The organism is Deinococcus grandis (genome assembly GCF_001485435.1).
In the GTDB taxonomy this organism is placed as follows: Bacteria; Deinococcota; Deinococci; order Deinococcales; family Deinococcaceae; genus Deinococcus; species Deinococcus grandis.
In genome coordinates, this window is the sequence record NZ_BCMS01000001.1 from 177,513 (window position 1) to 195,028 (window position 17,516).

Genomic DNA, 17,516 nt, shown 5'->3' on the forward strand with positions numbered 1-17,516 from the left:
AACGTCAGGAGGTGAACACACATGGCAGAACAGATCAGCCCCACCCGCAGCGCCCTGCTGGCCAGCAAGGCCAGCCTGAAGACCGCCTCCGGCGGCGCGGACCTCCTCAAGCGCAAGCGTGACGCCCTCATCGGCGAATTCTTCGCGCTCGTCAAGGACGCCCTGGCCGCCCGCGAGCAGCTCAGTGGCGTCAGCAAGGGCGCGTACACCAGCCTCTTCAGCGCGAAAGCCTGGGACAGCCCCGAAGCGGTCGAGAGCCTCTCGCTGGCCGGCAGCGGCGACTACCAGATCGACATGCAGATCGACAACCTGTACGGCGTGAAGGTGCCGCGCATCAGCGTGCCCGAACGCGCCGCGCAGGCGAACTTCAGTCCGATCAACGTCGGCGCCCGCACCATCCAGGCCGCCACCGACTTCGGCGGCGTCCTCGAGGCGATCGTCAAGGTCGCCGCGACCGAGACGAAACTGCGCCGCATCGGCGAGGAAATCAAGAAGACCAGCCGCCGCGTCAACGCGCTCGAGCAGGTCGTGATTCCCGGCATTCAGGACGACATCCGCTTCATCCGCAGCGTGCTCGACCAGCGCGAACGCGAAGCCGGATTCACCCAGAAGAAGATCAAGGCGAAGATCGAGGCGAAAGCCGAGGCCGCCCGCGACGCGCAGAACGCGCAGAGCCACGGCAGCGCCGCCGACTGACCCCGACATCACAGCAACCGCCCCCCAGCCGGAGGGCGGTTTTTCCTGTGCTGACGACCTGACGTCAGCCCTGCTGGGGCACCGGGGCGACCGGGTTGCGGCGGCCCCGCACGCTCAGGACCAGCAGCAGCGCGCCCATCCCGGCCGCCAGCGCCGCGCCGGTCGCGAAGCCCTGCGCCTCGTGCCCGGCAGGCGCGGCCAGCAGCAGCGGGCTGAGGAACTGCCCCAGGAACACGGCGCTGCTCATGCCGGCCGTCACGCGGCCCCGCCACGCGGGCGGCGTCAGGTCCGCCAGCCACGCGTACAGGTTCGGGAAGATCAGCCCGCCGCCCAGGCCCGCCACGAGCAGGCCCGCCTCGACGACCGCCAGGCCCGGCGCGCGGAACACCAGCAGCCAGCCCAGCGCCACGACGACCATGCCCAGCCCCGCCAGGCGGCGCGGATCGAACCGCCCGGCGAAACGGGAGAACACCAGCGAGGTCACGGCGGCCATCAGGGTGGAGCTGCCCAGCATCAGGCCGGTCAGGCCGGGGCTGGCGTCCAGGGCGCGCAGCAGGAACGGCCCCTGGGCGGGCATCAGGTAGAACACGACCATGTACCCCAGCGCCAGCGCGTACACCAGCGTGACCGCGCCCCAGCGGGGGGCCTGCACCGGGCCGGTGAGGTCCGGCGCGACGCCGGGAATGCCGCGCGGGAGCCGCAGGAGCAGCGGGAGCAGCAGCGCCGCCGCGAGGTACAGGAAGAACGGGGCGCGCCAGCCCACGGCGGCCAGCACGCCGCCCAGCGGAAGGAGGACCGCGCCGCCGAAACTGGTGAACGCCGCCTGCTGACTCAGGAAGCGGCCGCGCGCGGCGCCGCTGAACAGGTCGTTCACGAGCGCCCCGGCGGCCGTCATGGTGCCCGCCACGGCGAGGCCCAGCACGACGCGCCCCAGCAGGACCTGCCCGAGGCTCTGCGCGATCAGGCCGCTGCCGCCCCCGATCACGTACAGCGCCAGCGCCGCGAGCAGCACCGGCCGGCGGCCGTAACGGTCGGCCAGCACCCCGAACAGCGGGGCGGTGACGGCAATGACGATGCCCAGGATGGTCAGGGCCAGTTTCACGAGCAGCGCGGCGTTCGGGGTGTCCGCGAAGTGCGCCTGCATGGCGGGCAGCGCCGGGGCGATGGTCGCGCCGGACATGACCGTCAGGGCCGACAGGAGCAGCAGGGTGGCCTGCGTGACCCGGTCGGGTGGGGCCTGACCGGGCGCGGTGGGGGAGGGGGCAGGCGTGGACATGCCCTCCACTATACGCTTTAAAACTTAAACCGGTTTACTCTGATGAACGGTCTGGGGTGCCTCCCACAGCCTGCGCCTGCCGGAGCCGCCATACCGCCTCCGCCGTCACCGGCAGCTCGGTCACGCGCACGCCCGCCGCCTCCCGCACCGCGTTCGCCAGGGCCGCCTCCGCGTCCTCCACGGCATCCAGCATCTCGTAGTCCACGTCCAGCAGCGCCGCCGCGTCCGCCGCCTGCGCCTCGGTGTCCGCCAGGATCAGCGCGACCGGCTGCCCCGCGAACACCACCGTGTCCCCCGCCAGCAGCAGACTGGGCCGCGAGTGCATGGGCTTCACGTTCAGGTCCGCGCCCAGCAGCACCTCCTTTACGCCCGGCACGGCCAGCGCCGCCGCGCGGTCCACACCGCGAATCCGCGAGTGCGGGTACGGCGACAGCACCTCGCGGGCATGCAGCAGCCCCGGCACCCGCCGGTCCGCGACGTACGGCGCGCGGCCCACGAGTTTCTCCAGACCGTCGATGATCTTGCGCGGACGACCCAGGTGCGTGCGGGCCGACAGTTCAGGCGTGGTCATACGGTCTCCGATGGAATGGTGTGCACACACCGTTCCATCCGAGCGGATGCGAGAAGGAGCAGAACGGGTTCCGGGCGTGGAGTTGGCAACCCGGCGATGTTCCGGGTTGTGAACGAAACAGACGGAATCCGTGTCACAGGTGAAACCTCCAGAAGAAGGGGAAAGAGGGGAACTTGGAACCTCCGGAGTCTGCGCCCGCGCTAGCATCCGGGCACATGACCCCAGACCTGCCCCTGAGTGGCGTGCGCGTCGCGGACTTCACCCGCGTCCTGACCGGCCCGCTGTGCACCATGCTCCTCGGCGACCTCGGCGCGGACGTGATCAAGGTCGAGCCGCCCGGCGGGGACGACACCCGCGCCTGGGGACCGCCCTTCCAGACGGGGCCGGACGGGGCGCGCGAGAGCAGTTACTTCCTGAGCGTGAACCGCAACAAGCGCAGCGTCACCCTGGACCTCAAGGCTCAGGAGGGGCTGGAGGCTGCCCGCCGCCTGATCGCGGGCAGCGACGTGCTCGTCGAGAACTTCCGGCCCGGCACGCTGGAGCGCCTGGGGCTGGGCTGGGAGGACCTGCACGCCGCGCACCCCCGCCTGATCTACGCCAGCATCACGGGCTTCGGCCTGAGCGGCCCGTACCGCGACCGCGCCGGGTACGACGTCGTGGCGCAGGGCATGGGGGGCCTCATGAGCTACAACGGCGAGGCGGGCGGCGAGCCCCTGCGGGTCGGCGTGGCGGTTGCGGACGTGTACAGCGGCGCGCTGATCACCCAGGCGATCCTCGCCGCGCTGTACGCCCGTGAACGCACCGGACGCGGCGCGCGGGTGGACGTGAACCTGCTCGAAAGCGTGATCGCGCTGGGGTCCTCGCAGGTGGGCCGTTACCTCGCTACCGGGGAGGTCCCCGTGCCCACCGGGAACGACCACCGGTCCATCGTCCCGTACGGCACCTTCCCCTGCGCGGACGGGTTCGTGAACATCGCCGTGGGCAACGACGCCCTGTGGCGACGCTTCTGCGCGGCGCTGAACGACCCTGACCTGGGCGCGGACGCCCGCTTCACCACGAACGAGGGCCGCGTCACGCACCGCGCCGACCTCGACCACCTGCTGCTGCCCGCCCTGGCCCGCCACACCCGCGCCGACCTCATGACCCGCCTGGAGGTCGCGGGCGTCCCCTGCGGCCCCGTGAACGACCTGTCCGACGTCTTCAACGACCCGCACGTGCAGGCGCGCGGCGTCGCCGTGCCCGTCCCGCACCCCACCCTGGGCGAGACGACCGTCACCAGCCCCCCCTGGCGCTTCGGCGGCGAGGCCCTCCCCGTGCGCCTCGCGCCTCCCACGCCCGGGCAGCACACCCGCGAGGTGCTGAGCGAACTGGGACTGAGCCCCGAGATCAGCTCAGCCGCGCCAGCGCCCGAGCCAGATTGATCCGCGCCTGAGGCTCCAGCCCCGCGAACTCCGGCGTGAGGTACAGCCACTCGCGGTTCAGGAAGCCCCGCGGGACCGCTGCCCGCCCGGCGCGGTACGCGTCCCCAGGCACGTGCGCGTACTCCACCCGGATGGCCCGGTCGTACGCGTCGAACGCCTCCGGAGCGGCGCCCAGGACACTCAGGTCGGCGTCCACGAACAGCGCCTCCGCCCGCGTGGTCACGGGAACGGTGTGCCGGGTCGCGAGGGTCAGCGCCCGCACCTCCGCCTGAAGGTCGGCGGGCGCCCCCTGCGCGGCCAGCCAGTCCCCGAACACGTCCGCGCTGCGCACCTCGTTATCCGACGCGCGCGGATCGTAGATCAGGTCATGGCCCCACGCGGCCAGCGCCAGCGCGGGCGTCCACACCCCACGCCCCGCCAGAGCGTCCAGCAGCGCCCGCACATGCACCCCTGTGTGGTACGCCCGGCCCGGCTCGGCGTAGAACGGCCCCGCGAACGCCTCGGCGGCGGTCAACAGGGCCTGTTCGTGCGTACCTGTCACGGATTCATCCGATTCCCGGTTATCCGGAACCACACCGGATAACCGTCCATCTCCTGAATGCCGTTCCTCATTGCTACTCCCTCCGGTCGGGTTCGTCTACGACTCACCGCAAGACTTACCCCAGCATCAGCGCGTGGAACTCTTCCATGATGTTCTCCGCGTCCGCCGTGGTCCGCGCCACCACGAAGATCGTGTCCTCGCCCGCCAGCGTGCCGATGATGTCGTCCCGCCGCACCCGGTCCAGCACCAGCGCCACGCCGGTCGCGTGCCCGTCCGCCGTTCGGATCACGAGCATGTTCTCGCCCCGGTCGATGTCATGCACGAAATTCTGGAAGAGCCGCGCGAGTTCCTCCTGCGCGCCCACGTGCCCGGCCGTCTGCGCCAGGGCGTAGCGGTGGCGGCCCTTGCCGACCGGGAGGCGCACCAGCCGCAGCTCGTTGATGTCGCGGCTGACGGTGGCCTGCGTGACCCGGATGCCCTCGGCCTGGAGGCGCTCGACGAGTTCTCCCTGGGTGCTGACACTGTCGCGGGCGATGATGTCCTGAATGCGTTTCTGACGTTGTTCCTTGCTGAGCGTACCCGCCATTCCACACAGCATATGCATATGCACTGCATAATTCAATGACGGGCGTCCCGACGACCAGAACCCCGCCCACCCCTCGGCAGGAGGCCCAGACACCGCCCGGAACTCATGATGGCGCTTACCACGAGGCCAGTCCTGCTCACCCCCACCCGGCCTCCCCCCTCAAGGGGGAGGAGAAGACACGGAACAGCCAGATTCAGCGGGCTGCGGGCAGCAGCCGGGCCGCCTCGGTCAGCAGGCGCTCGGCCACCTCGCGCTTGCTCACGCGCGGCCAGTCCTCATGCGACCCGTCCGCGCGGACCAGCGTCACCTGATTGTCGTCCCCGCCGAACGCCGTGCCCTCCCGCGTCGGGTAGTTCAGGAGGATGAAATCCGCGTTCTTCCGCTGCGCCTTGCCCGCCGCGCGTTCCACCCCGGCGTGCGTCTCCATCGCGAAGCCCACCAGCACCCGGTCCCCCTTCTCGCGGCCCAACTCCGCCAGGATGTCCGGGTTCGGCGTCAGGTGAATCGTCACGTCACCCGCCACCTTCGCCTGCTTCTCACCGCTCTGCGTGGCCGCGCGGTAATCCGCGACCGCCGCCGTCATCACCACGATCCCTGCGTCCCGCGCGGCGTCCACCACGGCGTCCCGCAACTCCAGCGCCGACTCGATCCGCACCACCCGCACGCCCGCCGGGTCCGGCAGGGTCACCGGGCCGGTCACCAGCGTCACCTCCGCGCCCCGGTCCCGCGCGGCCTCCGCCACCGCGAAGCCCATCTTCCCGCTCGACGGGTTGCTGATGAACCGCACCGGGTCCAGGTACTCCCGCGTCGGACCGGCCGACACGACCACCCGCACGCCCGCCAGATCCCGCACCGGCGCAGGGGAGGCCTCCTTCTTCAGCAGGGCCAGCGTCGCGTCCGCGATGTCGTCCGGCTCGCTCATGCGGCCCACGCCGCGCCCCTCGCCGCGCGTGCCGAACGCCCCCACCTCCGGCCCCAGGAACCCGTGCCCCCAGCCGCGCAGCGTTTCCGCGTTCGCCTGCACCGCCGGATGCGTCCACATCAGCTCGTTCATCGCGGGCACCCACAACACCGGGCCGCGCACACTCAGCAGCGTCGCCAGCGCCAGATCCCCCGCGTGCCCGTGCGCCGCGCCTGCCAGCAACTCCGCCGACGCGCCCACCACCACCGCCGCGTCCACCCGCGCAAAGGACAGGTGCAGCGCGTCCGGCCGCGCCTCGAACCAGTGCGCGTCCGTGCCCACCGGACTATCCGCGGCCGTGCTCAGGCTCAGTTCCGTGATGAACGCCAGCGCCGCGCGGGTCGCGATCACCCGCACCTGTGCCCCACGTTCCCGCAACCGGCGCAGCACCGACGGGGCCTTCACCGCCGCCATGCTCCCCCCCACGATCACCAGCACGCACGGACGCTCATCAGCCGTTCTCACGCGTACAGGATAGGCGTAAACAACCGCCCTCCGTTCCCGGATGGGCGGTATCGCGTCTTCCGGGTTCAGCCTTCGCGCTGGCCGGTCACCCAGTAGCGGACGCGTTCTGAGATGTTCTCCATGTGATCCCCGACGCGTTCCAGGCTGCGACCCACCCGCATGAGCATCAGCGCCTTGCTGATGTTGCGGGGGTCCTCGAGCATGTACGTGACGAGTTCACGCTGGATCTGCTCGTACAGGTCGTCCACCTCGTCGTCCATCTGCACGGTCGCCTCGGCGCGCGCCACGTCGCGGTCGGCGATGGCAGTGCGGAGGTTCTGGCTCATCTCGCCCAGCCGGTCGAGCATCCGCGCGAGGTTCACGTAGCGTTTCAGCGCCGGGGCCTGCGCGAGTTCCGCGCCGTCCTCCGCGACGTGCACGACGTAGTCGCCCATGCGCTCGATGTCGCTGAGGCTCTTGAGGATCAGGGCGACCATCCGCAGGTCCCGCGCGACCGGCTGGTGCAGCGCGATGATCCGCAGGCATTCGGCCTCGATCTGCGCCTCCTGGGCGTCCACCTCGCGGTCGAGGGCCTTGACCTCCGCGAGACGTTCGACGTTCTCGCGCAGCAGGACGTCCCCGGCGACGGGGAGCATGCGCTCGACGGTGCCGAGCATGTTCAGTGCGCCGTTCAGGACGGCACGCAGATCGTTTTCGAGGGCTTCACGCATGGGGACTCCTGTGTTGAACGTAGCACCCCGCACGGCGGGGGAGTGTCAGGGAACGGTCAGCTGACGGGGGCAGGCGCTTTACGCTGCGGTGACGGGCGGACGGCACGCCCATCACCTCCACTTCACGCGCCTGTTCCGGTCGGTTTCTCGCTCCGCTCGGATCCGGGGCGCTTTCAGGAACGGCACCTTCACGCACCCGGACCACCGTCAGCCTATGCCGCCCACGCCGGGGAGGGTGAAGCAGAAGGCGTTCGCGTCGCCGCGCCGCTCGGCCCACGCCTGCCCGCCCCAGCCGTGCACGATGCTCCGGACGATGTACAGGCCCATGCCGCTGCCCTGCCCGGTCGCGGCGCGGCCCCGCGTGTGCGCCTTGAAGAGGCTCTCCGTGTCGGGAATGGGCGTGCCCCGGTCGAGGACGCTCACCTCGATCCAGGTGCCGCGCTCATGGGTCTGCACCTCGACCTGAGCGGCGGGCGGGCCGTACTTCAGGGCGTTCTCGATGAGGTTCAGCAGCACCTGCAGCAGCTTGTCCGGATCGGCCCGCACGAGGTGATCCTGCCCGAACGTCACGCTGGCGCGGCGGGCGTTCAGATCGGCCGTCAGGAGCCGCTCGGCGCGCGCGAAGGCCTCGGCCAGCGGCAGGGTGCGGGCGCGGGTGGGCCGGAATCCCACGGCGAGGTCCTCGGCCAGCCGGGCGAGGCGCTCGGTTTCCTGGAGGCCCTGCCGGACGAAGTTCTGCGCGAGGTCGCGGGGCATGTCGTATTCCAGGGCCTCCAGCACGCCGCGCAGCGCCGCGACGGGCGTGCGGAACTCGTGAGAGAGTACGGCGGTCGCCTCGCGCAGTTCCGCCTCGCGGCGGCGGTGCTCGGTGACGTCCTCCACGATCAGTGCGCCCAGCGTGCCGTCGCGGGTGGCGGTGCAGCGCAGCGTGCGGCCCGTGACCTCCAGTTCCAGCTCTCCGCCGCGTTCGAGCAGGGTCTCCAGGGTGTGGCGGCGCACGACCTCCAGCACCGGGCGGCCCGCGGCGCGCTCCTGCGGCACGCCCCACAGCCGCGCGGCGGCCGCGTTCACGCGCGTGACCAGCCCCGCGTCCGTCAGCAGGACCGCCTGCGGCAGCGCGTCGATCCAGTGATCGGGCGCGCCCACCGCGCGGCCGGCGGCGTCCGGGGCCGTCACGCGCCGTCCGTCCAGGGGCGCATGCGGTAGCCCTTGCCACGCACCGTCTCCAGGAAGCCGGGCTTACCCGGGTCGTCGCCCAGGTGCGCGCGCAGCTGCGTGACGTGCTGGTCCACGGTCCGCTCACCCCCCAGGAAGTCCGCGCCCCACACCCGGTCGAGCAGTTCCGTGCGGGTATAGACGCGCCCCACGTGCTGCGTCATGAACGCCAGCAGGTCGAACTCGCGCCGCGTGAGGTTCATGCGGCGGCTGCCCACGCGCGCCTCGGCGGCACTCACGTCCACGCTCAGGGGGCCGTTGCTCAGGACGGCAGGCACGTCCGGCTGCGTGCGGCGCAGCAGCGCCCGCACCCGCGCCACGAGTTCCGCCGCGCTGAAGGGCTTGGTCAGGTAGTCGTCCGCGCCGGACTCCAGGCCCTCGACCCGCTCGGCCTCGGCGGCGCGGGCGGTGAGCATCAGGACCGGCATGCGGCGCAGTTCCGCATCGGCCCGCAGGCGGCGCAGGAAGCTCAGGCCGCTCTCGCCGGGCAGCATCCAGTCCAGCACCAGCGCGTCCGCGCCGGGCAGCACGTCGAACGCGCCGGTCACGGACTCCAGGGCAGTGACCCGCAGCCCCGCCCGCTCCAGGTGAAAGCGCAGGACGTCCCGGACCGTCCCCTCATCCTCGATGACAACGACGTGGCTCATGTCCCTTCATTCTTAAGGCTCAGGTCAGGCGAGTGTCAGCCCGCGCCCACAGTTGCCCCGGTGCGGCGGCGGTGAGGCGGCGCAGGCTGGACATCGGTGGCGTTCGCCCCTGTCGCCTCCTTGCGCCCGTGCGGTACGCTGCTGGGTGCAACCGCGCGCCAGTCCCGGCGCTGGGAGCCGTGCAGGGACCGCAGCGACATCCCTCTCCAGGTGGTTCTGTGAGACGCCCCCCCGCACGCAAGGAGCGAACATGCGGAAGTACTACACCTCGGAATCGGTGTCCGAAGGGCACCCCGACAAGCTGGCCGACTTCATCTCGGACAGCATTCTCGACGAGTTCCTGCGCCAGGAACCCGGCAGTCGCGTCGCGGTGGAGACGCTGCTCACCACCGGCATGGCCGTCGTGGCGGGCGAGGTCACCGCCGAGACCGCCCACGTGGACGTCCAGAAGACCGTCCGCGACGCCGTCAAGCAGGTCGGCTACACCCGCGCGAACTACGGTTTCGACGCCGAATACAGCGCCGTGCTGGTCAGCCTGCACGAACAGAGTCCCGAGATCGCGGGCGGCGTGAACCACAGCGAGGAGTGGCGCGGCATGACCGACGAGGAGCGCGCCCAACCCGGTAACGCGCACTCGATGGTCGGCGCGGGCGACCAGGGCCTGATGTTCGGCTACGCCACCGACGAAACGCCGGAACTCATGCCGCTGCCCATCAGCCTCGCGCACAAACTCACGCGACGCATCGCGCAGCTGCGCAAGGACGGCACGCTGCCCTACCTGCGCCCCGACGCGAAGGCGCAGGTCACGGTCGTCCGCGACGGTGAACCCCACGAGGCCACCGAAACGCTCGTGGACACCGTCGTCATCAGCACCCAGCACAGCGAGGACGTGAGCCAGGAGCAGATCCGCGCCGACATGATCGAGCACGTGATCAAGGCCGTGATCCCCGCCGAGTACCTCACCGCCGACACGAAGTACTTCATCAACCCGTCGGGGCGCTTCGTCATCGGCGGCCCCCACGGCGACACCGGCCTGACCGGGCGCAAGATCATCGTGGACACCTACGGCGGCGCGGTCCCGCACGGCGGCGGCGCGTTCAGCGGCAAGGACCCCACCAAGGTGGACCGCAGCGCCGCGTACTACGCCCGCTTCATCGCCAAGAACATCGTCGCCGCGGGCCTCGCCCGGCGCGCGCTGGTCGAGGTCGCGTACGCCATCGGCCGCGCCCAGCCCGTCAGCCTGCGCGTCGACACGTACGGCACCGGCACCGTCAGCGACGACCGCCTCGCCGTGATCGTGGCCGAGCACTTCGACGCGCGCCCCCAGGCGATCATCGCGGAACTCGACCTGCGCCGCCCCATCTACGCGCAGACCGCCGCGTACGGCCACTTCGGCCGCCCCGAATTCCCCTGGGAACAGACCCACAAGGCCCAGGCGCTGAAAGCCGCCGCGCAGCAGGCCTGACCCACACACACGGACGCGCCGCCCCCGGTTCAGGCTGGGGGCGGCGCGTTCTCCGGCTTCAGCTGCCTGCGGTCTGGGTCTGCAGTTCCGTCTCGCGTTCCTCGTACACGTCCGCGTGCTTGCGGCGCAGGGCGCTGGCGCTGGCGCGGGGGACCATCTCGCTGACGTTCCCGCCGTAACTGGCGATCTCGCGCACCATGGAACTGCTCACGAAGCTCCAGCGGGTCGCGGCCATGATGAATACCGTCTCCGCGTCCCCGATCTGGCGGTTCAGGTGCGCGATCTGCAGTTCGTACTCGTAGTCGGACACGGCGCGCAGGCCGCGCACGATCACGCTGCCGGTCTCCTGCCGGGCCATGTAGTCCACCAGCAGCCCGCCGAAGGTGTCCACGCTGACGTTGGGGAAGTGCGCGGTCGCCTCGCGCAGGATCTCCAGGCGTTCGTCCAGCGTGAAGAGGTGGCGGCCCTGCTTGCGGGCGTTGTGCATGACCGTCACGGTCACGTGGTCGAAGATCCGCGCGGCGCGCGTCAGCACGTCCATGTGCCCGCTGGTGATCGGGTCGAACGAGCCCGGGAAAACGGCGTTCATAACCCCGCCACCTTACCCGATTTCGCCGTCATCGTCGCCGTCCGCGTCCAGTTCCGGGGCGTCCGGGTGCCAGTACAGCGTGAGGGTGTTGCTGCCGTACTCGCGTTCCTCCCGCGTGAAGTCCGCGTGCTCGGGCAGGTGCAGCCGGTCCGGATGCTGGCACACCAGCAGCCCGCCGGGCGCGAGGACGCCACTGGCGAGAATCTGCGCGGTCAGCTTCGGGATGTCCGCCTCGTACGGCGGATCGCTGAATACCACGTCGAACTGCCCCAGGCGTTTCAGGAGCGCCCCGGCGTCCCCCTTCACGATCCGCACGCGCAGGTCCAGGGCGCGGGCGTTCGCCTCCAGTGCCCGCACGGCCCGCGCGTCCTTCTCGACCAGCGTCACGCGGTACCCGCGACTGGCGGCCTCCAGCCCGATCGCGCCGCTCCCGCCGTGCAGGTCGATGAATTCCGGGTATCGCCCGGCGGGCGCGCGGGCGGCGAGCAGGTCGAACAGGCTCTTGCGGACGCGCGCGCCGCTGGGCCGGGCGCTGTCGGGCACCTGCAGGCTACGGCCCTTCGCGGTGCCGCCCAGGATGCGCAGGCTCATAGCAACTCCGGTTGAACGGCCTGCCGTTCGACCCGAGCGGACGCGACTCTCAGAGCTGCCCCGCAGAGTGGGAGTCGTGCGGGTTCCGGGCGTGGAGTGGCTGCCCCGGTGGGGTTCCGGGGGAGCCACGGAACAGATGGAATCCGCTTCATTTCAGGCCCCTGCGGAGGTGGGTGGGGGAGGGGAACGTCATCCCTTCAGGATAGAGCACGCTGCACTTGACCCGGCTCAGCCCAGGTGGGGCGCGGCGGCGTCGAAGCCGTCCAGCGTGCCGGGCTGGAGGTGCCAGTCCTCGCCGTCCCGCGTCGCCTGCCCCGCCTGCACCAGTCGGTTCAGTTCCGCCTCCACGCGCTGCTGCACGCGCCGCAGCGGCATGCCGTCCGCGCCCGCCACGCCGCGCCACGTGAGGAACGCGCGGTGAAAGGCGGGCAGGTCGTTCAGGCCCACGTGGGTTTCCAGGGCGCGCCAGCTGATGCTCGTCATGCCACCCGTTCTACGCCGTGCGGCGGGCCGCGTACAATGGCGGGCATGACCGATCTGCCGGGCGACCCTGCCGAGCTGCCGGACTCCAGCGCCCTGGAGGCCGCCTCGCCGGAACTGGCGCGCGCCCTGGACGCGCTGGGCGGGCAGCTCGTGTGGCGCATCGGGAAGGACGAGGCCAGCGACGACGTCGTGGTGCGGCTGGGCTTCGCGTCCGCCACGCCCCGCTTCGCGCACCTGCCCCGCCTGCGCAGCGCCGGGGACGCCGAGTTGCAGGCGGCGCTGGCGGAGAACCGCGTGGTGATCGAGTGGGTGGACTGATTCCGGTGCTCGCGTGATCGTCGAGGCGACGCAGGACTTCACGCTGCCCTGGACCGGGGACGACGCGGCGGCGCTGGCGTTCGTGCGCGACCCGGCCCGCGCGCTGTCCCGCGTGCGTTTCCTGCGTGACCTGCGTGCCGACGGCGAGGGCGTGCGTGGCGAACTGCTCGTGCCGCTCCCCGGCCTGGGCGAGGTGGACCTGCCGTTCCACAGCGTCCTGACCGCCACGCCGGACGGGGGGGCGCTCACGCCGCAGGCCATCAGCGGCGAGCGCGCGTGGGTGGAGGTCGCCGGGCAGGCCCGCCTGGACGGGGGCACGCTGCACTTCGCGTTCCAGTTCCGCGCGCACCTCGCCACGCCGGACGCGCAGGGCTGGGGCGGCGCGGCGTTCGAGAAGATGATCCGCGCCGCCGCTGCCCGCACCCTGGACCGCGTGGCCCGTGAACTGCCCGCCGGAATCGCACAGGCCGCGCAGGAATAGCGCGAAATGGAAACGCCCCAGCCGAATCGGGGCTGGGACGCATTTTTTGAGCGGATTCCGTCCGTTTCGGTGGCTGATCGGAAGGGCACCGATCGGCCACCTCCACTCCCGGAACCCGCCTGACTCCTACTCGCATCCGCTCGGGTTGAACGGAGCTGCGCCCCATTCAACCGGAGTGATTACGCTTTGACTTCGGGTTCGGGGAAGTCGAGGACGCGCGCGTCGCTCCAGAGGCCTTCGAGGTCGTAGTACTCGCGGGCGTCCTTGGTCATGATGTGCACGACGACGCTACCGCCGAACGCGAGGAGCAGCCAGCGTTCGCTGGGGCCTTCGACGCTGGGGCGGGGCAGGCCGGTCGCCTGGGCTTTCTCACGGATGTTTTCCTGCACGGCGTTCAGCTGCAGTCCGGCGGTGGCGGTGCAGATCACGAAGTATTCGAGGGTGCTGCTGACGTCGGTCAGGTCGAGGACGGTGACGTCTTCGGCGCGGCGTTCGCGGGCGGCGTCCACGATGGCGCGCAGCTGGTTCATGGTGGTGGTGTCGGGGGTCATGGGTGCTCCGGGTGTTGAGTGGGGGCGGGTGGGGTGGTCTGGCGCGCCTGCTGGGGGCCGGTGTGGGGCCGCGTGGGCCTGAGCGGGCCGGGGCGCGCTGCAATGGGTCAGTCTACAGGGCGCGGGGCGGGACACGCCCCTGCCGTGACTTCATTTCGGGGCTCAGGGGGTGGCGGGTCCGGGGGTGGGGGCGCCCAGGCCCTTCAAGCCGGCGAGGCTCTCGGCGGCGTCCGCGCCGAGCAGGATGCCGACCTCGCCCGCGCTGACCGGGAAGCGTTCGCCCTGCAGCCGGGGGAGGTTCAGGGTGTCGGCCAGTTGCGACGCGTCGGAGACGTCCTGCTGCGTGAACACCTGACTGGCCTCGCCGCTGCGGGGGGCGGGCGTGACCTGCACGTTGCGGTAGCCCAGCGCGGTCAGGGCGCGGGTCAGGGCCGGCCCGAGGTTCTCGCCGCTGGCGTCCACGACCGTGACCTTCAGGTCGGGGTTGGGGGGCGTGGCGGGCACGTCGCCCCACACCTGCGCGAGGCGGTCGCGGTTCACGGCGAGGTTGAAGGTGCCCGGAATGTCGTCGGTGGGCAGCGTCGCGAAGCTGAGTTTCATCTGGCCCAGGTAGGGGCGCATGGCGGCGATGGTGGTGGGGTTCACGTCGGTCTCGACGCCGTTGCCGATGCCGCCCAGGATGGTGGGGAGCGCCGCGAGGCCCTGCGGGGTGCGGAGCTTCCCGGCCAGCTGTGTCAGCGCCTGTTTCTGGTGGTCGATGCGGCCGTAGTCGTCCCCGAAGCCCTTGCGGACCCGCAGGAACAGCACGCCCTCCTTGCCGTCCAGGTGGTGCGCGCCGGGCGCGAGGTTCAGGTTCACGCCCGCGGCGTTGTCGATCCATTCGATGCCGGGTTCGGGCACGGTGACGTCCAGTCCGCCCAGCGCGTCGATGACCCGCTCGACGTAGTCGGTGCGGACGATCACGTACGAGTCGATGTGCTCGCCCGTGATGGTCTCGGCGGCCTTCACGAGCGCCTCGGGCCCGCCCGCAAAGTACTGGCTGTTGATCTTCTGCAGCGCCACGGACTTGGAGCGGTCGAAGGGCCCGACGTTGGTGTCGCGGGGAATGTTCAGGGCGTGCACCGTGGTGCCCTGCACCTTGACGACCATGACGGTGTCGGTGTTGGGCGGCTGGGCCAGCCCGGTGCGCTGGTCCTGATTCTTGCAGGGCTGGCGGTAGTAGCAGTACACGATGTCCCGCCCGGCGATCAGCAGCGTGAAACTGGGCGCCTGCCCGGCCGTGACGGCGGCGGCCGAGGGCCCCGCGCCACTCAGGAGTGCGAAGCCCCCCAGGGACAGGGCGGAGAGGGAGAGGCCGAACGCCTGCAGGGCGCGCAGCCCGGCGATGCGGGGGGCAGGGGATGGGGTCACAGTGTCACGTGGGGCAGGGAAGGTGGGCGTTGCAGGGCAGGGCGTGGTAGGCCTTCAGGGTGCGGGGGTGGACCTGAATGCCGCGCCCCTGGAGGTACGTGACCTTGGAGACGATGGCGCGCTCCAGCGCGGCCGTCAGGTCGGTCAGGGCCAGTTCGCGGATGTCGGCGTTCACGCCGCGGCCGGGTTCGGACACGTCGGCGATGTACACGCACGAGGAGACGGGGTTGCCGCCGCGCGGCCCGGTGGTGTGGTCCTCGACGGCGTCCAGCACGACCTGATCCTGGTAGCCCCAGCGTTCGAGCAGCGTGCGGGCGGCCCGGCCGTGCAGGGCCAGCGGGTGCGCCGCGTCGATGTCGCATTCGGGCGGCGCGAGGCGCAGCAGTTCATGGTCGGGCAGGTCGCGGGCGATGTCGTGCAGCACCCCGGCGGCGTAGGCGCGCATGTCGTCCAGGCCGTTGGCGCGGGCGATCTGAGCCGCGAGTTCCGCCACGCGCAGCACGTGCTCGTAGCGGCGCGGCTTGACCATCAGCCGCACCCGTTCCTCCCAGCCCGTCCAGGCCGCCACGCCGGGAGGCGGGGGCAGCAGCTGGGCGATCACGCGAGTATGTGGCCGCTTCTCCACATCATGACCTCGACTATACGCCGCTGGCCCCGACTCAGCTGACACCCGGGTCACTTTCTGACGCCCGTCTGACCGGCGTGCCACGCGACATTTTTCCGCCCTGCGGGGGTCCGGGCCGCCCGGTGCATTAAGGCGCGTCCCGGCGTGTCACCGTCAGACGCACGCTCACGGTCTCCAGCGCCTGCGCGCCCGCCGGGACGTTCAGGCGCACCGGCGCGGTGTACGTGCCCTCCCGGTAGGTGACCTGCCCCGCGATCTCCCGCAGGCGCCCCAGCAGCTCCGGCGCGGCCACCACCCGCACCGTGCCCGGCTGCACGCTGACCGACGTGACCTGCAGGCCGGACGGCGGGTCGTTCAGGACCACCCGCAGCGTCTTGACCGGCAGCTCCCCGGTGTCCACGCGGCGCACCGTGACCGTGCTGGGCCGGATCGTCACGCCCGCCACGGGCAGCCCCGCGGCGTCCAGCGCGACCAGCGGCACCTCCCGCTCGGCGTTCGCGCCCAGCGCCACCGGGCTGGTCACCAGCCGCGCCACGCCCACCACCACGCGCCCCGCGCCGGACACGGTCGCCTCGCCCGGCGTCACCTGATACCGCGGCAGGCTCGACTCGGGCGGGCTGGTCACGCTGAGCGTCACGGGCAGCGTGCGCGCCACCTGCGTGTCCACGAAGCCCTGCACCCGCGTGGGCGTCACGCGCTGCAGGGCCGTGCCGCCCGGCGCGGTCACGGTCACCGTGCGCGTGAAACTGCCCTCCGGCGCGTCGGTGACGTCCACCACCGCCTCGATACTGTCGGGTTGCAGGTCCCGCAGCCGCTCCGGGCGGCCCGACAGGATCACCCGAACGGACGCCGGATTCAGGTTGCTCGTCGCGCGTTTCTCCTGCCCGTTGCCGGTCGTGTCGCGCACGGTGACCGGCACGTCGAAGCCCTGCTCGACGTTCGCGCGGCGGTCGGCGGTCGCCACGAACCACAGCGTCACCGACACCGCCAGCGCCAGCAGCTTCGGCAGCAGGTTGTGCGTCGTTCTCCCCCAGGCGTAGCGGGGGCTGAGCCAGCGCCGCAGCCAGTGCAGCCGCCCCTGCACGCGGTCCCCCACGCTCACGGCTGCACCTCCGGCGCCGGGTCCGTCAGGGGACTGTACCCGGCCGGGTCGTACACCAGCGTCCGCAGGTGCTCACGCAGCTCCGCGCCCGTCAGATCCGGGCCCAGCCGCCCCCCCAGCGCCACGCGCATGCTGCCGCGCTCCTCACTGACGACCAGCACCACCGCGTCCGTCAGTTCCGACAGGCCGATCGCCGCGCGGTGCCGCGTGCCGTAGCGGCGGTACGTGCCGTCACTGGACTGCAGCGGGAACAGGCACCCGGCCGCGATCACCCGCGACCCCTGGATGATCACGCCCCCGTCGTGCAGCGGCGCGTTCCGGGCGAACAGCGCCTCCAGGAACGGCACGCTGACCAGCGCGTCCAGCGACACGCCCGTCGCGGCGTACTCCCCCAGCGGGGTGCGGCGCTCGATAGCGATCAGCGCGCCCGTCTTGCGCTCCGCGAGCCGCTCCATGGCGCGCGCCAGGTCCTGCAGCGCCGCGCCGCTCGCGCCGGTGTCCCGCCCGCGCGGGCGCCCCACGCGTTCCAGCACGGCGCGCAGCTCCGGCTGGAACAGCACGATCAGCGCGAAGATCCCCACCGTCCCGGCGCGGCCCAGCAGGTACGACAGGGTCGTGAGGTTCAGCAGCTGCGCCGCCACCCACACGCCCGCGAACACCAGGATGCCGCGCACGACGTTCACGGCGCGCGTGCCCGCGACCAGCAGGTACCCCTGGTACACCAGAAACGCGACCAGCAGGATGTCCAGAACGTCCCGGACACTGACCTGTCCAAGCGGGGGCATCAGCGGCGTACTCCTTTCACGGGCGCG

The 17,516-nt window shown here is 71.6% G+C and carries 21 protein-coding genes; 5 read left to right on the forward strand and 16 right to left on the reverse strand.

Annotated elements, in window-relative coordinates; all coding sequences use genetic code 11:
* Nucleotides 1-21: 21 nt before the first annotated feature.
* Nucleotides 22-696: a V-type ATP synthase subunit D gene (locus DEIGR_RS00930; RefSeq protein WP_046843652.1), complete on the forward strand. Its 675-nt coding sequence runs from the start codon at nucleotides 22-24 to the stop codon at nucleotides 694-696.
* Between the two features lie 64 nt (nucleotides 697-760).
* On the opposite strand, the gene DEIGR_RS00935 is transcribed toward DEIGR_RS00930, so the two are convergent.
* Both DEIGR_RS00935 and DEIGR_RS00940 read right to left on the reverse strand, forming a co-directional pair.
* Complete coding sequence (locus DEIGR_RS00935) at nucleotides 761-1,972, reverse strand: MFS transporter (protein WP_058974480.1); 1,212 nt, start codon at nucleotides 1,970-1,972, stop codon at nucleotides 761-763.
* Nucleotides 1,973-2,006: 34 nt separating this feature from the next.
* Nucleotides 2,007-2,543, reverse strand: coding sequence for a xanthine dehydrogenase family protein (locus DEIGR_RS00940; RefSeq protein ID WP_058974482.1), 537 nt, complete (start codon nucleotides 2,541-2,543; stop codon nucleotides 2,007-2,009).
* 215 nt (nucleotides 2,544-2,758) lie between these two features.
* Between DEIGR_RS00940 and DEIGR_RS00945 the strand changes: the two genes are divergently transcribed.
* The gene (locus DEIGR_RS00945) at nucleotides 2,759-3,964 is read left to right on the forward strand and encodes a CaiB/BaiF CoA transferase family protein (protein WP_058974484.1); all 1,206 of its coding nucleotides are present in this window, start codon (nucleotides 2,759-2,761) and stop codon (nucleotides 3,962-3,964) included.
* Here the strand turns inward: DEIGR_RS00945 and DEIGR_RS00950 are convergent.
* From DEIGR_RS00950 to DEIGR_RS00975, 6 genes are all read right to left on the reverse strand, one after another.
* Nucleotides 3,930-4,505 carry an HD domain-containing protein gene (locus DEIGR_RS00950; protein ID WP_058974485.1) on the reverse strand — a complete coding sequence of 192 codons (576 nt, stop codon included), beginning with the start codon at nucleotides 4,503-4,505 and terminating at the stop codon, nucleotides 3,930-3,932. The genes DEIGR_RS00945 and DEIGR_RS00950 overlap by 35 nt on opposite strands.
* 115 nt (nucleotides 4,506-4,620) lie before the next feature.
* Complete coding sequence (gene argR / locus DEIGR_RS00955; RefSeq protein WP_058974488.1) at nucleotides 4,621-5,091, reverse strand: arginine repressor; 471 nt, start codon at nucleotides 5,089-5,091, stop codon at nucleotides 4,621-4,623.
* A gap of 193 nt (nucleotides 5,092-5,284) precedes the next feature.
* The gene (coaBC, locus tag DEIGR_RS00960; RefSeq protein ID WP_269083785.1) at nucleotides 5,285-6,517 is read right to left on the reverse strand and encodes a bifunctional phosphopantothenoylcysteine decarboxylase/phosphopantothenate--cysteine ligase CoaBC; all 1,233 of its coding nucleotides are present in this window, start codon (nucleotides 6,515-6,517) and stop codon (nucleotides 5,285-5,287) included.
* Nucleotides 6,518-6,582: 65 nt separating this feature from the next.
* Complete coding sequence (gene phoU, locus DEIGR_RS00965) at nucleotides 6,583-7,227, reverse strand: phosphate signaling complex protein PhoU (RefSeq protein ID WP_046843648.1); 645 nt, start codon at nucleotides 7,225-7,227, stop codon at nucleotides 6,583-6,585.
* Between the two features lie 207 nt (nucleotides 7,228-7,434).
* Nucleotides 7,435-8,403 (reverse strand): sensor histidine kinase, encoded by a 969-nt coding sequence (locus DEIGR_RS00970; RefSeq protein ID WP_236704616.1) that lies wholly within the window; start codon nucleotides 8,401-8,403, stop codon nucleotides 7,435-7,437.
* On the reverse strand, nucleotides 8,400-9,089 hold the full coding sequence (locus DEIGR_RS00975) for a winged helix-turn-helix domain-containing protein (RefSeq protein ID WP_058974490.1): 690 nt from the start codon (nucleotides 9,087-9,089) through the stop codon (nucleotides 8,400-8,402). Before DEIGR_RS00975 ends, DEIGR_RS00970 begins: the two co-directional genes overlap by 4 nt.
* A gap of 250 nt (nucleotides 9,090-9,339) precedes the next feature.
* Between DEIGR_RS00975 and metK the strand changes: the two genes are divergently transcribed.
* A complete protein-coding gene (metK, locus tag DEIGR_RS00980) occupies nucleotides 9,340-10,554 on the forward strand; it encodes a methionine adenosyltransferase (protein WP_058974492.1) in 1,215 nt (404 codons plus the stop codon).
* Between the two features lie 58 nt (nucleotides 10,555-10,612).
* Here metK and coaD read toward each other — a convergent pair whose 3' ends face one another.
* From coaD to DEIGR_RS00995, 3 genes are all read right to left on the reverse strand, one after another.
* Nucleotides 10,613-11,143 carry a pantetheine-phosphate adenylyltransferase gene (gene coaD / locus DEIGR_RS00985; RefSeq protein ID WP_058974494.1) on the reverse strand — a complete coding sequence of 177 codons (531 nt, stop codon included), beginning with the start codon at nucleotides 11,141-11,143 and terminating at the stop codon, nucleotides 10,613-10,615.
* A 12-nt stretch (nucleotides 11,144-11,155) separates the two neighbouring features.
* On the reverse strand, nucleotides 11,156-11,734 hold the full coding sequence (locus DEIGR_RS00990) for an RsmD family RNA methyltransferase (protein WP_058974496.1): 579 nt from the start codon (nucleotides 11,732-11,734) through the stop codon (nucleotides 11,156-11,158).
* Nucleotides 11,735-11,962: 228 nt separating this feature from the next.
* Entirely contained in the window at nucleotides 11,963-12,217 is a 255-nt protein-coding gene (locus DEIGR_RS00995; RefSeq protein WP_058974498.1) for a hypothetical protein, read from the reverse strand.
* 45 nt (nucleotides 12,218-12,262) lie between these two features.
* On the opposite strand from DEIGR_RS00995, the gene DEIGR_RS01000 reads away from it, so the two are divergent.
* Both DEIGR_RS01000 and DEIGR_RS01005 read left to right on the forward strand, forming a co-directional pair.
* A complete protein-coding gene (locus tag DEIGR_RS01000) occupies nucleotides 12,263-12,535 on the forward strand; it encodes a DUF3248 domain-containing protein (protein ID WP_058974500.1) in 273 nt (90 codons plus the stop codon).
* 13 nt (nucleotides 12,536-12,548) lie between these two features.
* Nucleotides 12,549-13,016, forward strand: coding sequence for a DUF3809 domain-containing protein (locus DEIGR_RS01005; RefSeq protein ID WP_058974502.1), 468 nt, complete (start codon nucleotides 12,549-12,551; stop codon nucleotides 13,014-13,016).
* A gap of 179 nt (nucleotides 13,017-13,195) precedes the next feature.
* Here DEIGR_RS01005 and rsfS read toward each other — a convergent pair whose 3' ends face one another.
* From rsfS to cdaA, 5 genes are all read right to left on the reverse strand, one after another.
* Nucleotides 13,196-13,567, reverse strand: coding sequence for a ribosome silencing factor (gene rsfS, locus DEIGR_RS01010; protein WP_058974504.1), 372 nt, complete (start codon nucleotides 13,565-13,567; stop codon nucleotides 13,196-13,198).
* 162 nt (nucleotides 13,568-13,729) lie between these two features.
* Nucleotides 13,730-14,977 carry an LCP family protein gene (locus DEIGR_RS01015; RefSeq protein WP_058974506.1) on the reverse strand — a complete coding sequence of 416 codons (1,248 nt, stop codon included), beginning with the start codon at nucleotides 14,975-14,977 and terminating at the stop codon, nucleotides 13,730-13,732.
* Nucleotides 14,978-14,981: 4 nt separating this feature from the next.
* Nucleotides 14,982-15,506, reverse strand: a complete 525-nt coding sequence (gene yqeK, locus DEIGR_RS01020; protein ID WP_083524091.1) for a bis(5'-nucleosyl)-tetraphosphatase (symmetrical) YqeK — start codon at nucleotides 15,504-15,506, stop codon at nucleotides 14,982-14,984.
* A 223-nt stretch (nucleotides 15,507-15,729) separates the two neighbouring features.
* Nucleotides 15,730-16,704 (reverse strand): CdaR family protein, encoded by a 975-nt coding sequence (locus DEIGR_RS01025; RefSeq protein ID WP_236704617.1) that lies wholly within the window; start codon nucleotides 16,702-16,704, stop codon nucleotides 15,730-15,732.
* A complete protein-coding gene (gene cdaA / locus DEIGR_RS01030) occupies nucleotides 16,701-17,489 on the reverse strand; it encodes a diadenylate cyclase CdaA (RefSeq protein WP_058974509.1) in 789 nt (262 codons plus the stop codon). The genes DEIGR_RS01025 and cdaA overlap by 4 nt, the downstream gene beginning before the upstream one ends.
* Nucleotides 17,490-17,516 lie beyond the last annotated feature (27 nt).

Excerpts from the sequence above, each read along its gene's own strand:
- DEIGR_RS00975 (WP_058974490.1), bottom strand. The coding sequence starts at position 9,089 with ATGAGCCACGTCGTTGTCATCGAGGATGAGGGGACGGTCCGGGACGTC.
- DEIGR_RS00940 (WP_058974482.1), bottom strand. The coding sequence starts at position 2,543 with ATGACCACGCCTGAACTGTCGGCCCGCACGCACCTGGGTCGTCCGCGC.
- DEIGR_RS00990 (WP_058974496.1), bottom strand. The coding sequence starts at position 11,734 with ATGAGCCTGCGCATCCTGGGCGGCACCGCGAAGGGCCGTAGCCTGCAG.
- argR (WP_058974488.1), bottom strand. The coding sequence starts at position 5,091 with ATGGCGGGTACGCTCAGCAAGGAACAACGTCAGAAACGCATTCAGGAC.
- coaD (WP_058974494.1), bottom strand. The coding sequence starts at position 11,143 with ATGAACGCCGTTTTCCCGGGCTCGTTCGACCCGATCACCAGCGGGCAC.
- DEIGR_RS00995 (WP_058974498.1), bottom strand. The coding sequence starts at position 12,217 with ATGACGAGCATCAGCTGGCGCGCCCTGGAAACCCACGTGGGCCTGAAC.
- metK (WP_058974492.1), top strand. The coding sequence starts at position 9,340 with ATGCGGAAGTACTACACCTCGGAATCGGTGTCCGAAGGGCACCCCGAC.
- DEIGR_RS00935 (WP_058974480.1), bottom strand. The coding sequence starts at position 1,972 with ATGTCCACGCCTGCCCCCTCCCCCACCGCGCCCGGTCAGGCCCCACCC.
- rsfS (WP_058974504.1), bottom strand. The coding sequence starts at position 13,567 with ATGACCCCCGACACCACCACCATGAACCAGCTGCGCGCCATCGTGGAC.
- phoU (WP_046843648.1), bottom strand. The coding sequence starts at position 7,227 with ATGCGTGAAGCCCTCGAAAACGATCTGCGTGCCGTCCTGAACGGCGCA.
- DEIGR_RS01000 (WP_058974500.1), top strand. The coding sequence starts at position 12,263 with ATGACCGATCTGCCGGGCGACCCTGCCGAGCTGCCGGACTCCAGCGCC.
- cdaA (WP_058974509.1), bottom strand. The coding sequence starts at position 17,489 with ATGCCCCCGCTTGGACAGGTCAGTGTCCGGGACGTTCTGGACATCCTG.
- DEIGR_RS00930 (WP_046843652.1), top strand. The coding sequence starts at position 22 with ATGGCAGAACAGATCAGCCCCACCCGCAGCGCCCTGCTGGCCAGCAAG.
- DEIGR_RS00945 (WP_058974484.1), top strand. The coding sequence starts at position 2,759 with ATGACCCCAGACCTGCCCCTGAGTGGCGTGCGCGTCGCGGACTTCACC.
- yqeK (WP_083524091.1), bottom strand. The coding sequence starts at position 15,506 with ATGGTCAAGCCGCGCCGCTACGAGCACGTGCTGCGCGTGGCGGAACTC.